The organism is Gemella sp. oral taxon 928, assembly GCF_001553915.1.
Classification (GTDB): domain Bacteria; phylum Bacillota; class Bacilli; order Staphylococcales; family Gemellaceae; genus Gemella; species Gemella massiliensis.
On record NZ_CP014233.1, the window covers coordinates 1650663 to 1665243 of the forward strand.

Below are 14581 nucleotides of genomic sequence, written 5' to 3' on the forward strand. Positions count from 1 at the left end.
AAATACTAGTTTATATATATTTTCTCTTTAACATTATATCATTATTAGATTAGTAATGATAGTGGATTTTCAATAGCTTCTTTCAATGTCTTCATGAATTTAGCCCCCTCTAATCCGTCTACTACACGGTGATCTGCTGTTAAGGTAAGAGTCATAATCGGTCTTACAACTATTTCGCCGTTCATTACAACCGGTTTCGGTACAGTTGCACTAACACCTAAAATTGCTGTATTAGGTTGGTTTATAATAGGTACAAAACTTTTAACACCGTACATACCTAAATTACTGATTGTAAATGTTGAATCAGCCATTTCGTCCGGTTTTAATTTTCCGTTAAGAGCTTTTGTTGTAATTTCTTTAGAAGCTACCACTAACTCTTTAAGACTCATTTTATCTGCACCTTTAATTACCGGTACCACTAATCCGCTGTCCATACCTACAGCTATTGATAAGTTTACATAATGATGTAGATACATCTCTTTCTCATCTTTTGATAATGAAGCATTTACATACGGATGTTTCATCAATGATTTAATAACTGCTAATGAAATAAAGTCAGTTACCGTTGCTTTTTTACCTGTTTCTTCTATGATTGTATCAACAACTTTTTTACGTAATGCTAATAGTTCCGTCATATCCACTTCAACATTAACTACAAAAGTCGGTGCGCTGAAATATGATTCACTCATACGTTTAGAAATAACTTTACGCATCGGCGACATAGGTACCGTTTCAACAACGCCCCATTGATTTTCATTAGGTGCAAGCGGCGCTTTTTTAGCTTTTGCCGGTGCTACCTCTTCTTTTTTCACCGGTGCCGCTTTCGGTGTACCATGAAGCACTGCAAGCACATCTGCTTTCATAATCTTACCGTTTGGTCCCGTACCGACAATACCTGTTGTACTAACTCCCTCAATTTCAGCAATACGTTCTGCTAACGGAGAAATTTTCACCTTGCTGTTAAGTTTATATTCAAGTACATCTTCTTTGTGAATACGTCCTTTAGCACCTGTTCCTTTAACTTTTGCTAAATCAATTCCTTTTTCACGTGCATACGCTCTTGCCGCAGGTGTTGCACGCAATCCTGAATAATCTATTTTTTCTATTTCCTTAACCGGCGTCACATCAACTTTTTTCTCTACTATTGTTTCCGCTGGTGCTACCTCTCCTGTTGCACTTGCTCCGGGAATTTCTTCTCCTTTTTCCCCTATCCATGCGATAGTTTGTACCACAGGGACTACATCCCCAGCTTGTGCCAATATTTTTAAAAGTGTACCGCTAGCGTCAGCTTCTACTTCCATATTTACTTTATCAGTGACGATTTCTAATAGGACTTCTCCTGCTTCTACATGATCTCCTTCTTTTTTAAACCATTGTACGATTTCGCCCTCTTCCATTTCACTGCCGGCTTTTGGCATAATAACCTCTACTGCCATTTTGTATTTCACATCCTTCGCTAACTAAATTATTATTTTTTATTTATCGCTTTTTTAATTGTTTCTTTAATGTCTTCTACATCCGGAACAACTAATTTTTCTAAATTTTTAGCTGATGGAATATTTGTATCAGCTCCTGCCACACGGTATATAGGACTATCCAAGAAATCAAACGCATCACTTTCTGCAATACGCGCAACAATTTCTCCCCCAAAACCGCCGGTTTTAAATGAATCGTGGCATACTACTAATTTACCTGTTTTCTTAACTGATTTCACAATAATATCAGTATCCAGCGGTACTAAAGTAATCGGATCTACTACTTCTACCGAAATGCCTTCTTCTTTCAGCTCTTTTGCAGCTTCTAAACTACGCTCCAGCATACGTCCCCAACTAACTAATGTAATATCGCTACCTTCAGCTTTAATGTCCCCTTTGCCGATAACACCAATTTTCCCAACTTCTACCTCACCTTTACGACCAAATAATGCCTTTGGTTCAATAAAGATAACAGGGTTATTATCTCTTACAGATGCTCTCAAAATAGAGTAAACATCACCCGCCGTTCCCGGTGCTACTACTTTTAAGCCCGGAATATGACAAAACCACGCTTCTAATGCTTTAGTGTGTTGTGCTGCAGCTCCTGTTCCCGCACCGGAAGCACAACGGTATACTACCGGCACTTGAACATCTCCACCTAACATATAGCGCATCGGAGCCGCTTGGTTGACGATAGCATCCATTGCTATTGTTACGAAATCCATGAATGTTACATCAACGATTGGACGCATTCCTACAGAAGCAGCTCCTGCCGCTGCTCCGTTAATAGCCGCTTCACTAATCGGTGTATCAATTATACGTTCTTCGCCAAATTCTTCCAGCATACCGACAGTAGTACCGAAATCTCCTCCGAAGATACCGACATCTTCACCCATTAAAAATACATTTTCATCTTCACGCATTTCATGAGTCATCGCTTCTTTGATGGCTTCACGAATTGTCATAATTTTTGTTTCTTTAGTCATAACTATCAATCTCCTATGTATAAATATTATTCTGGTATTTATTAAATATTACGCAAATTAATCAGCGTAGTTATCTTGGAATGCAACTTCCGGTTCAGATAGTGGTGATTCTTTTGCAAATTCTACCGCATCATTGATAGTTGCATTTGCTCTAGTTTCAATTTCTTTTAATTCTTCTTCTGTCGCAATATTATTTTCTAATAAGAATTTTTTATATTTTACGTTAGGATCTTTTTTCTTCCATTCCGCTACTTCTTCACGACTACGATATTTTCCGGCATCAGAAGCAGAGTGACCGAACCAACGATACGATACAGCTTCAACCAACACAGGCCCTTTACCGCTTCTTGTATGCTCAATAGCTTCTTGCATTGCATCATACACTGCTAGAACATCGTTACCATCTTCTACATGGATACCTTTAATTCTATAAGCGGCAGCACGTTCGGTAATTTTTTCAACACGCATACATCTTTCTTGCGCCATTGAAATACCATATTTATTATTAATTACATAGAAAATAAGTGGTAAATCCCAGTTAGATGCCATGTTCAAACATTCGTGGAAACTTCCTTCATTTGTTGCACCATCTCCCATACAACATACAACGATATTATCGGTTTTTTTCATTTTTTGTGCTAAGGCAGCTCCTGTGCTTAATCCGTGTCCGCCACCTACAATACCGTTGCAACCCATGTTCCCATGCTCTAAATCATAAACGTGCATACTCCCTCCACGTCCTTTACATTGTCCGGTCGCTTTACCAAGAATTTCCGCCATCATACGATCAATTTCGATACCTTTTGCGATTGTTTGTCCATGACCACGATGATTAGAATACATTAAATCTTCTTTTTTTAACGGGTAGATTGCACCGACATTTGCTGCCTCCTCTCCTACAGAATAGTGAGTCATACCATGAACTAAACCACGTGAGTATAGTTTACTTAACTCCATATCAAAATCTCTTATAAGTTGCATTAGTTCATACATTTCTAAATGCTCTTGTTTAGTTAAGTCTTTTGATGTTTTTACCATAATAACCTCCAAAGTTAATATATATTAAATGTATATAAATTATGTATTCATATATTACTCCACTAATATACAACTTTTAAAATTGGTTGTCAAATTTTCAAACTGAAATAAAATAATAATATTTGCTTTGCCTTAAAAACCCCCTTTATTTAACACTGATTTTCAACATTTATAAACAGCTATTAGGATTTTACTATATTCGCTTTTATTTTCAATTTAATCTGTGATAATATAGAAATTCTCTGTTGCATACTCATATTAATACAGAAATAAATTATTACTCTTATAAGATATATTCCATTTTTTAATATTAATATATATATATTATTAATATTAAATTCATTTCGTATCTAAATTATTTACAATAAATCGCTTACATTTTAGTGAATTTCTTTTATTACTTAGGCGAAAATAATATATTGTTTGCTCTTCTAAATATATTGTGACAAAATTGTGATAATATCTGAGCAAATATATTGCATTTTTAAAATTTATTAAATTAAAAATAGAAAAAAGCAATATATTCGTTATCACTTTCCTATTCATGCTAATATAGTTTAATATATTAAAAAAAGAAGACCGACAAAAATCAGCCTTCTTTTTTTCCTTATGCCGCATGGTCATTACAGTGACATTCTCCTGTTTTGCAGTTACCACATTCGCAATCTTCTTTTGCACTATGACAACCACATTTGCAATTTTCTTCACAATTACAAGTTCCTTCTTTACAATTACCACACTCACAATTTTCTACAGCATCATGGCAATGGCAGTGATGTTCACATTGACATTTTTCCATTTTAATGTTCCTCCTAAAAATTACTTTTGTTTCTACTTTAATTTTATATGTTTATGTACTAATAGTCAATAGAATTTCAAATTAAGGAATCATTACGAATAAGCACTCTAGCAACATTTATAACTATTTAGCAATCAATAATTAGTAAACTTTTATTTTCTCTTTTATTTTAATTATAGTTTAAGTTGATATTATATAATGATAATCAGTTAATAATATTTTTTTCATAATATAGGCTTGCAAATTTGCAAGCCTTTCTCCTTGTTTAATCTATAAATTTTTATTTTATCTCCATATAATAACTCTATAAATAAATCCCTAATGCTAGACATATTCTTATCTAACTTTAGGGATCTATTACAAAATAATTTAAGTATTAATTATTGTTAGTTATTCTCTTTTAAGAAATCAACAACTTTTTTAGCTGTTAGTTCTGAAACTAAACTTTCTACACTAATACGACTTCTAATGCCTTCATCAGTCATAGAATACATTTCAGCCAGTTGTTTTACTTCTAAATCAATCTCTTCTTCCGATACTTCAACATTTTCTGTTTCAGCTATTTCACCTAAAACAAATGATGTTTTAATTTTATTTTCCGCTTCTGATTTCATTTCTTCTTTTACCGAATCGGTACCTTTTCCGGTAAGTTGCTCATATAGGTCAAACGACAACCCTTGGCGAGATAAATTACCGGTAAATTGTTCAAACATTGATTCAATCTCTTGTTCTATTAATTTTCCGGGTATATTGACAGTCGCATTTTCAACAACTGTTGTAATAATTTTATCAGAATGAGTTTTTTCTGTTAATTCTTCTTTTTCAAGTTTAAGTTCTCCTTTTAATTTATCTTTATATTCTGCAACCGTTGATGCCGCTTCTTTAGAAAATTCTTTTATAAACTCATCTGTTAATTCCGGTAGAATTTTTTCTTTTACATCGTGAATAGTCACTTCAAAACGTGCGGCTTTTCCCGCTAAATCTGCTACTTGATAATTTTCCGGGAACGTTACATTCACTTCCGTATCTACCGGTGCAACTTTTCCTTCTAATTGCTCTTCAAATCCCGGGATAAATGAACCTGAACCTAATTCCAATTCATACCCTTTAGCTTCTCCGCCTTCAAATGCTTCATCGCCAACGAATCCTTTAAAGTCGATTACTACTATATCACCTTTTTTAGATTCTCCTTCTTTTATTTGCCATTCAGCCTCACGACCTAAAATAGTTTTAATTCTTGCTTCTACATCTTCATCTGTTATAGAAATAGTTTCTTTTTCAATGTTTAATTCTTTATACACACCTAATTTCACATCAGGTTTAACTACTACATCAGCTTCAAATGTTACGCCATTTTCTTTACTGATTTCTTTAACATCAATGTCAGGCACTGCTAACGGTGTAACTTCCAATTCTTCTAACGCTTTAGTATATGCAGCCGGTAAAATAGCATCAATCGCATCTTGATATAAAGATTCTTCCCCATACATTTTGTTAAATACCGGTCTAGGTAATTTACCTTTTCTAAAGCCGGGTGCATTGACACGTTTAACAACTTTGGCAAATGCTCTATCTAAGCCTTTCGAAAAATCTTCTTTTGATGCTGAAAAAGAGATAACTACTTTTCCATCTTCTTTATTTAAAATTTGTGACATTTATTCTTCCTCCAAAAATACTTTTAAGTATTATCGTTTAAAATACAAAAAACTCTTGATTAATTATATAGTAAATGCTTAAAAAAGTCAATGATTAGCGTTATTGTTCAGAAAAATTAGTCAGGAATATTTAGAAAAAAAATATTTTTTTACAAAAATTATCCGGTAAATTTTTTCTTTTAATCTATCGATACTTTACATTTAGAAAATTAATCTTTTTATAATATTATTTTGTAATTTTTTCCAATGAGTTTTTTACCAAATCAAATTCTCTTGTTCTTAATGTTCTCATATCTAAAATAATACTATTATCTTTTATTCTGGTAATTATTGGTATTTCAACTTCTAATAATCTTCTTTCTATTTCAGTTGAACTTAAATTTTTATGTTCTAACTTAACTACAACACTTTCTAAACTACTAGCCGGATAACTTCCGCCGCCCACTTCAGCCTTGTCTTCCTCAATAGTTATCATAAAATCTAAATCACTTAATTTTGTCTTTAATACATCCGCCTTACCGAATAAACGTTCTTTTGATAATGAGATCATATGCAGTGTCGGAATATGCTCTAGCGCAACTTTTTCATCTAAATAAAGTTTTAACGTTGCTTCTAAAGCAGCCAAAGTCATCTTATCTACACGTAATGCTCGAGTAAGTTGATTTTTTTTCATTTTATCTATATATTCTTTTTTACCTACGATAATTCCCGCCTGTGGCCCACCAAGGAGTTTATCACCGCTAAAAGTTACAATATCAATACCGCTATCCAATACTTCTTTTACCGTCGGTTCATAAGGTAAACCATATTTTGAAAAATCAACAAGCTGACCGCTTCCTAGGTCATTAATAGATACCAACTCATTTTCACGTGCTAAATATGCTATTTCTTCGTTTGAAACTTCTTTTGTAAAGCCTAATATTTTATAGTTGCTGGTGTGAACTTTAAGCAATGCACCGGTGTTTTCATTTATTGAATTTTCATAATCTTTTAAGTGGGTTTTATTGGTTGTTCCTACTTCAATCGGTATCCCGCCACTTAGTTTAATAATTTCAGGTATTCTGAATGCTCCACCAATCTCTACCAATTCTCCACGTGATACAACTATTTCTTTATCCTTTACCAAAGTATTTAGTGTAAGCAATACAGCTGCGGCGTTATTGTTAACTACAAGAACATCTTCAGCTCCTGTTATTTTTTTTATAATATCTATTAGGTGAACATAGCGACTACCACGTTTTTTATTATCAATATCAAATTCTAAGTTTGAATAATTAAATGCTATACTTTCAATATTTTCCTTTATTTTTTGACTTAGTAAACTTCTCCCTAAGTTTGTATGTAAAATAGTTCCTGTTGCATTTATTACCCGACGCAATGAATTTTCATCTTCTTTTTCTACTATTTTTTTAACTTCGTCTACTATTTTTTCTAAACTGGGTACTTCATATAATTCTTCATTTAAAATTTTATTTTTTATATTTTCAATATAACTTTTTATGGCAGATTTTACCGCTACTTCCGAATATGAGTTTATTAACTCTTTAATTCTATCCAACAATAATATCTTATTTATTGCCGGTATTTTCGACAACAACTTATTTGGCATAATACTTCTCCTTTATAAAATTTATAATTAAATATTTTCAGCTATTTTTTTTATTGCATTTATGGCATAATCAATTTCTTCTTCGGTATTCATACTCGAAAAAGAAAACCTAACTATACCTTGCTCACGTGTTCCAAGCACCTCGTGCATCAACGGAGCACAATGAGCGCCCGCTCGAATGGCGATATTATACTCTTCTGCCAGTACATCAGCAACATCTCCTGCCGGTACACCTTTAAAGTTTAGTGATACTACCGCTGTTTTTTTCTTAGAAAAATCTCCATAAAATTCAAGACAGTCCAAACCTTTTAAAGAATTGTAAAACTTATTGGCAAAGCTCATTTGTTTTTTATATAGATTCTCAATACCTTTTTCTTTTATATATTTTATTCCTTCATACAATCCCAAAATTCCTGCTGTATTTAAAGTTCCCGCTTCAAGTCGTAGCGGATATTCTCCCGGATGAACTTTGTCAAAGGTACGAACACCACTGCCACCAACTTTATAACGGCGTATTTCCGGAGATTCCATATTTACACATAAACCACCAATTCCCTGTGGCCCATATAAACTTTTATGTCCTGTAAAGCAAAGGATATCAATGCCGTCTTTTTCTACATTAATAGGAATAACTCCCGCTGTTTGCGAAACATCTACCACTAAAATAAGATTGTGTTTTTTACAAATTTCCGATACTTTTCTCACATCTATAATATTACCTGTCACATTAGAACCGTGAGTAATGGCAATCATTTTTGTATTGGGCTTAATCGCATTTTCCAAGTCTTCATAAGATATAAGTCCTGTCTTATCCCCTTTTATAATTGTATATTCACAGCCGATAGTTTCATGTGCCAAATAAATCGGTCTTAATACAGAATTGTGTTCCATAGTTGTCGTAATAACATGATCTTCTTTATTAAGTAATCCTAAAATTGCTATATTTAAACTTTCTGTCGAATTGCCTGTAAATACTAATCTACTTTCATCTTTTAAACCGAAAAATTCTGAAATTGCTTTTCTTGCTTCAAATACGGCACGAAAAGCATTATTAGCCTCCTGATAGCTACCACGAGAGGCATTTGCATATTGTGCCGAAGACAATACTTCGTATACTTTATCAGCAACAGCTTTTGGTTTTTTTAAAGATGTTGCACCATAATCAAAATAATAACTCATAATATTCTCTTGTTTAGGTAAAATAATTTTTTATATTATTTTCCTAAAACTTCCCCCTTTTTTATTTTTTTGCTAAGAACACGATAGTTTTCTACACGACGTGTTATTCCAAGTTTATCTATATATTCTAAAATAGCCATCGAGTATTTTCTACTTGATCCGCTCATATCACGAAACTCTGCCAATGTAAGTTTTTCATTTGTTTTAAAATGATCTTCCACCATATTTATCGCTTGTTCAAGAATATCCTTATGCAAAACTAAATCGCTATCTAAACGAATAATAGTATTATCCACCAGTGATTCTAAAATCTCCAAACTGAATTTAATACCTTTTGTCAAATCTTTTATTGTTGGCGGTGTAAAGCCACCGTTCAGCAATTCTTTTTCAAGACGATTTTTTTCGGCTATTTGCTTATTGTCTAATTTAACTTCAAAACCTTTTTCCGAAACTAAATTACCAATATAATGTACTTCATTATTTTTTATAAATAACTTTATTATTTCAAGCACTTCTTTTTGTGCCAACTTAAATTTGGACATAAGTTCGATTTTAGGTATACCTGCTTTTAACCTATTGCGTTTATGATAATCGTTTAAAATGATTTTTAATCTTTCCAGCAATTCTTCATATTTTTTACTGTGAATAAACCCTAATTTCGTCTCATAAATTATTTTATCTTCCAATAATGATGATAAATCTTCCTCTATTTCGTTACTTGGTAATTGCAAATCTTGAATAATTTCTTTTTTGGGGATAATGTACTGAATATGGGTTAACAAATAATTATCCACCAACTCTTTCGAATTTCCTTCTAATTGAACTTTTAATTTTCTAAGTATTTCTTCATTAAAACGGCGATGTTTTTTAGGGTTGGCATCTAAAATTACACCACCACCGATTGTTATCATCGGTGAATAAGTTCTTATGATAAATCTATCATAATTTTTCACAGCGACTTCTTCTTCTAGGCGTAGCTGGGCAAACCCTTTATCCCCTTGTTTTAACTCATCTTGTCCTAACGGCACAATCCTTGCCATAACTTCAACAGTTCCGACATAAAGTCGAACCCTGTCCCAAAGTTCAAGATTAGCCCGCGAATCATCTATTAATGTTATCTCGCTGTCTAACATATACGTTTTAGTAAGACTTCCGGTTGTTGCTAATGTATCTCCACGACTTATCTCATCAAATTTTATATTCGCCAAATTTATAGCTGTTCTTTGACCGGCAAAGGCTTTTTCTACATCTTTTGAATGTACTTGGATATTTCTAACCTTAGCTTTAATTTCACCGGGATAAATAGTAAGTTCATCACCAACAGCAACTACACCTTCGGTCAAAGTTCCGGTTACAACGGTGCCAAATCCTTTTACCTGAAATGAGCGATCGACGTTTAAGCGTGCGTTTTTTTCTATATTCTTCGCTTCTATATCTTCTGTTTTTTTGTCAATAATCTCCAACAGAGTATCCAACCCTTTTTTACTTATAGAATCAACTTCTACAATCGGTGAATTTTCTAACACGGTTCCTTTTATAAATTCTTCTATATCATCTTTTACCAATTCTCTATATTCTTCTTCTACAAGATCAATTTTTGTCATAACGATGATATAATTTTTTATACTCAGTAGCGTTAAAATATCAATATGTTCTTTTGTTTGAGGCATAATACCTTCTCTTGAATCAATCAAAAGCAATACCAAGTTAATGCCACTTACTCCTGCTAACATATTTTTTATAAATTTTTCATGACCCGGCACATCAACAACACCGCAGCGTTTTCCGCTAGGTAGGTCAAAATAAGCAAATCCTAAATTTATTGACATACCACGCTCTTTTTCTTCCATGGTAGTGTCTGTTTCTATTCCGCTCAATGCTCTTATAAGCGTCGTCTTCCCATGGTCAATATGCCCTGCCGTTCCAATTATTACATTATTTTCCATCTATTTTCCGCCTCAATTTTTATTAAAAGCAGAACAAAGTTAATAAGAAAACTCTATATTACTTTGTTCCACTCCTTTTTAAATTTATTTTAACTCATAATCTTTCAATTCAACAACCATTCTTTTAATTCCTATTTTTTTCGAATAATACAGCCCCTTGTATTCTATTTGTTCGCCATGAAGTAATTTTACCAATTCATCAAATTTTTCCCAAGCTATTTTCAGCATAAAACCACAACCTACTGATATACTGGGATGAGTTGGAATAAGCGAAGCTCCATTTCCTTTTTTTAAACAAATATCATCAGCCTTTATCGCATCATGAGTATTGTTAAATACTACTAAACCTTCTTCTACCATTGAGCCTCCTACGGATGAATAATTTTATTAGCTTTTCTCATATCCTCTACAATAAAATACATATTTGTCGGATTACCGACCGCTAAATCAATTTTATTATAATCTATACACGCCCCGCAGCAAACTATTTCCACACCACGATTATCTAATTCACGAAGTTCGTTTAATACATGACTACGTTCTTTATCTACCAACAATGCTCCACCATTGTAAAATATTATTTTTTGCGGTAACACTTCTTGTTCTGTCAAGCCGTAAAGATATGCTTTTATTAGTCGTTTCCCTAATTCTTCACTACCATGCCCCATTATACTTTTATTAATAACAACTATATAACTATCATCTTTAAACGCAGGTATTTCCGGTTGTTTTTCTTTTTCTTCTCGCTCTATTATTACTTTATATCCATTTTCTACTTCTTTTACTATAAAAGAATAATTATTTTTTGCAGCAAATTTCTCAAGGCTATCTACACTTTCTTGTGCTTTTACTAATAATATTACTTTAGTTTCTTCTTCTAATGTTCTTTTTGCTTGGGTAACCGGAACAACGCATTTATCCAATAAAGTATCAATAACCACACCATCTTCTAAATCTTTATCTTTTTTTATTGTTACAATATACTCTGTATTAGATATTTCTTTCATAGAATAATTGTATCCTAACTGAGTAGCTAATTTTTCCAAGTTTTGAGTTGCAACAAAATTATCAACCGTTGTTTCCACTACATCATTTTCCACTAATAATTTTTTTGTTTGAATAACAGGTAAAGGACAAGCCAATCCTTTAGCATTTAATTGTTGTTTTTTCATGCTGAATTTCTCCTTAGTATTAATATTTATTTTTTAATGTTATAGTTATTTCACTATAACTGCTTTTTCTTGTTTTTCTATTACCGTTCCTACTATCGCACTTTTTACATCAAGTGTATTTAAACGCTCCAAAAGTTCATCCACTACATTTGCCGGTACACTTATTAACAATCCTCCTGAAGTTTGCGGATCATACATTATTTCTTCTAACGCAAAATCTTTTATTCTATATTCCACATTAGGCTCCACATATGTTCTGTTTAATTGCCCACCTGAAGTAATTATAAATTCTTTAGCACAATCATATGCTTCTTCAATATAAGGAATATCCTTTGCAATAATTTCTGCTGAATATTTCCCATCCAACATTTCTACAAGATGTCCCAAAAATCCGAAACCTGTAATATCAGTACAACTATTTACAGGGAAATCTCTCATTATCTCTGCCGAGTATTTATTTAATGTCGTCATTTGTTTTACACTTTGGGCAAATGCCTCATCAGAACATCCTTTTATCATATATGCCGTGTTAATAATACTTACTCCAAGCGGCTTGGTTATTATTAACTTATCTCCGGCTTTACAATTATTATTTTGCAAAATTTTATCCGGATGCACTACCCCTGTAACTGATAATCCATACTTAGGTGTTGCATCATGTATAGAATGTCCACCGGCTAAAACTCCACCGGCTTCATGAACTTTTTCAGCACCACCTTTTAATATTTGATGTAATATTTCTAAATCCATACTCTCAGGAAATGCAACAATATTTAAAGCGGAAATTACTTCTCCACCCATAGCATAAACATCACTTAAAGCATTTGTAGCTGCAATTTGTCCATACAAATACGGATCATTTATCATTGTTGTAAAAAAGTCTAATGTTTGAATAATGGCTTTATCATCTGAAATTTTATAAACGGCAGCATCATCAGATGATTCATACCCTACTATTAAATTCTTATCTTCTTTTTTCGGCAGATCACTTAATATACTCGATAAAGCCCCCGGCCCTATTTTTGAGTTTCAACCTCCGCATACTATCATATCTAATTTTTTCTTCTCAGACATACACTACCCCCCATTCCTCTATATATATTATTATACTATCATACTTGCAATTTTAAAAGAGTTATTTAATTATTTAGTTTTGTTGAAGATTAATATTAAAACACAAAAAGAGAATACCCAAAAAGTAAAGTCCTTACCTTTGCGTATTCTCTTTAATTACATTCTATACGATACTAGTTTCTGCTTCCGTCAAGATATACCCCGGGAATCGGAGTTTTACCTTGGAATGCTCCATGATGATCTTGGTGTTGAACTAATGCTACTCTACCTCCGGCGATTGTTACACCGACACCTAATTCGGTTGCCGATTTGTCAAGTAACGTATTTCTATGTCCATAAGGGTATTGAGTTACAACATTTCCGATTTCTTTATATAAAATATCCAATAAGCGTTGTGCTACTTGTTCCGGCGTTCCATAATTAGAACTTACCGCTACATTATATAAAATATGTTGCGGATCAGCATATCCTGCCGCTGCAGCTGCCGATTTTTCTAATGAACCTCTTACCCCGTGAATAGAAGATGTAATAGGATTTGACAATACATCAGTCGCTCTTTGTTTAGTTCCAATATTTAAAGCAGCATTTTGTTTTAATTGTGATAGACCGTTCATCGCACGTAATTGATTTACTTTAGCGATATACGCCTGTCTAATTTGTTCTTCACGGCTGGTAGCTACTGAAGTAGTTGTTTGTGTTTTTGTTACCGCCGGATTGGTTGTTTGTGCCTTAGTTGTTTGAGTTTGTTTTGATTTTTGGGTATTCAAAACTGTACTACTTGTTTTAAAATTAGTATGTTTACTAGTATTTAATGGTAATACACTCGGTGCGGCTGCCGCTCTATTTACAGCAACAGTAGCCTCTGAAGCCGGTTTTTCCGCCGGTACTACATTATTCGGAGTCGGAGTTTTCTCTTTTACCGCTGAATTTGTTGCTTGTTGAGTTTTTTCTTCTTTAGGTTTTTCAGAAGTTTTTTTCTCATTACCTTTATTTTCACCTGTTTCTTGTTTTGGTTTATCTTCAGGCTTTTTAGGTTCTTCAGGTTTTTTAGGTTCTTCTTTAGCTTCAACATCATAAGTTACAGTAACATCAAACTTATGACCTTTAACTGTTGTTGAAGTTTTTATTGTTTCTCTTTTCACAGCTGTTTTCGGTAGCACCTTAGCAGGAACAGGAGCATTAATATTTAATTCATACTCTACATTTTCTCCAGCTTTAATCGCATCTTTTTTAATTATAAATTCTGATTTACCATCTACACTTACTCTCACCACTACATTTGTTACATTTTTAGTAGTTGTCAGTTTCGCATAATAATGACCATTTTTTTCATAAACACTTACTTTTACATCTTTAACATTCACGTCTACCGCAGCAGGTTGAACTTCGTTCGCATTTGCCGGGATAACCGTAATTCCTGTTAATAAAACTAATCCGGCAATAACTTTACTAGTTACTTTTAAACCACTCTTCTTCATCTTTCGTTACTCCTTACATTTTTATTTCTAAACTTTACCGTCTACTATATTATAATTTATTACAAAAGTCTATTCAATAAAATTTCTAATTTGTAATATAAATTCAATGTTGTAACGATTTTGAAATAATTTAAGTTTATTTTTAGCTACAAAAATATTCCCCACAAAAG

At 32.9% G+C, this 14581-nt stretch carries 12 protein-coding genes; all 12 read right to left on the reverse strand.

Going from position 1 to position 14581, the window contains the following annotated elements:
* Positions 1–44 precede the first annotated feature (44 nt).
* Entirely contained in the window at positions 45–1436 is a 1392-nt protein-coding gene (locus AXE85_RS07640) for a dihydrolipoamide acetyltransferase (protein ID WP_062174447.1), read from the reverse strand.
* Between the two features lie 32 nt (positions 1437–1468).
* Entirely contained in the window at positions 1469–2461 is a 993-nt protein-coding gene (locus AXE85_RS07645; RefSeq protein ID WP_062174448.1) for an alpha-ketoacid dehydrogenase subunit beta, read from the reverse strand.
* Between the two features lie 57 nt (positions 2462–2518).
* On the reverse strand, positions 2519–3499 hold the full coding sequence (locus tag AXE85_RS07650; protein ID WP_062174450.1) for a thiamine pyrophosphate-dependent dehydrogenase E1 component subunit alpha: 981 nt from the start codon (positions 3497–3499) through the stop codon (positions 2519–2521).
* 607 nt (positions 3500–4106) lie between these two features.
* Complete coding sequence (locus tag AXE85_RS07655; RefSeq protein ID WP_021753629.1) at positions 4107–4298, reverse strand: hypothetical protein; 192 nt, start codon at positions 4296–4298, stop codon at positions 4107–4109.
* A 386-nt stretch (positions 4299–4684) separates the two neighbouring features.
* On the reverse strand, positions 4685–5953 hold the full coding sequence (gene tig, locus AXE85_RS07660) for a trigger factor (protein ID WP_062174452.1): 1269 nt from the start codon (positions 5951–5953) through the stop codon (positions 4685–4687).
* A 226-nt stretch (positions 5954–6179) separates the two neighbouring features.
* Positions 6180–7562, reverse strand: a complete 1383-nt coding sequence (gene selA, locus AXE85_RS07665; RefSeq protein WP_062174454.1) for an L-seryl-tRNA(Sec) selenium transferase — start codon at positions 7560–7562, stop codon at positions 6180–6182.
* A 27-nt stretch (positions 7563–7589) separates the two neighbouring features.
* Positions 7590–8741: an aminotransferase class V-fold PLP-dependent enzyme gene (locus AXE85_RS07670; RefSeq protein WP_062174456.1), complete on the reverse strand. Its 1152-nt coding sequence runs from the start codon at positions 8739–8741 to the stop codon at positions 7590–7592.
* Between the two features lie 35 nt (positions 8742–8776).
* Positions 8777–10687 carry a selenocysteine-specific translation elongation factor gene (gene selB / locus AXE85_RS07675; protein WP_062174458.1) on the reverse strand — a complete coding sequence of 637 codons (1911 nt, stop codon included), beginning with the start codon at positions 10685–10687 and terminating at the stop codon, positions 8777–8779.
* Between the two features lie 84 nt (positions 10688–10771).
* Positions 10772–11047: a putative Se/S carrier protein gene (locus tag AXE85_RS07680; RefSeq protein ID WP_062174460.1), complete on the reverse strand. Its 276-nt coding sequence runs from the start codon at positions 11045–11047 to the stop codon at positions 10772–10774.
* A gap of 8 nt (positions 11048–11055) precedes the next feature.
* On the reverse strand, positions 11056–11859 hold the full coding sequence (gene yedF, locus AXE85_RS07685) for a sulfurtransferase-like selenium metabolism protein YedF (protein ID WP_062174462.1): 804 nt from the start codon (positions 11857–11859) through the stop codon (positions 11056–11058).
* A gap of 45 nt (positions 11860–11904) precedes the next feature.
* A complete protein-coding gene (selD, locus tag AXE85_RS07690) occupies positions 11905–12933 on the reverse strand; it encodes a selenide, water dikinase SelD (protein ID WP_082729140.1) in 1029 nt (342 codons plus the stop codon).
* A gap of 173 nt (positions 12934–13106) precedes the next feature.
* Positions 13107–14411: a CAP domain-containing protein gene (locus AXE85_RS07695; RefSeq protein ID WP_062174467.1), complete on the reverse strand. Its 1305-nt coding sequence runs from the start codon at positions 14409–14411 to the stop codon at positions 13107–13109.
* Positions 14412–14581 lie beyond the last annotated feature (170 nt).

What these genes read in the sequence shown, in the direction of transcription:
- AXE85_RS07640 (WP_062174447.1), bottom strand. Translation starts at nt 1,436, where the DNA reads ATGGCAGTAGAGGTTATTATGCCAAAAGCCGGCAGTGAAATGGAAGAG.
- AXE85_RS07645 (WP_062174448.1), bottom strand. Translation starts at nt 2,461, where the DNA reads ATGACTAAAGAAACAAAAATTATGACAATTCGTGAAGCCATCAAAGAA.
- AXE85_RS07650 (WP_062174450.1), bottom strand. Translation starts at nt 3,499, where the DNA reads ATGGTAAAAACATCAAAAGACTTAACTAAACAAGAGCATTTAGAAATG.
- AXE85_RS07655 (WP_021753629.1), bottom strand. Translation starts at nt 4,298, where the DNA reads ATGGAAAAATGTCAATGTGAACATCACTGCCATTGCCATGATGCTGTA.
- tig (WP_062174452.1), bottom strand. Translation starts at nt 5,953, where the DNA reads ATGTCACAAATTTTAAATAAAGAAGATGGAAAAGTAGTTATCTCTTTT.
- selA (WP_062174454.1), bottom strand. Translation starts at nt 7,562, where the DNA reads ATGCCAAATAAGTTGTTGTCGAAAATACCGGCAATAAATAAGATATTA.
- AXE85_RS07670 (WP_062174456.1), bottom strand. Translation starts at nt 8,741, where the DNA reads ATGAGTTATTATTTTGATTATGGTGCAACATCTTTAAAAAAACCAAAA.
- selB (WP_062174458.1), bottom strand. Translation starts at nt 10,687, where the DNA reads ATGGAAAATAATGTAATAATTGGAACGGCAGGGCATATTGACCATGGG.
- AXE85_RS07680 (WP_062174460.1), bottom strand. Translation starts at nt 11,047, where the DNA reads ATGGTAGAAGAAGGTTTAGTAGTATTTAACAATACTCATGATGCGATA.
- yedF (WP_062174462.1), bottom strand. Translation starts at nt 11,859, where the DNA reads ATGAAAAAACAACAATTAAATGCTAAAGGATTGGCTTGTCCTTTACCT.
- AXE85_RS07695 (WP_062174467.1), bottom strand. Translation starts at nt 14,411, where the DNA reads ATGAAGAAGAGTGGTTTAAAAGTAACTAGTAAAGTTATTGCCGGATTA.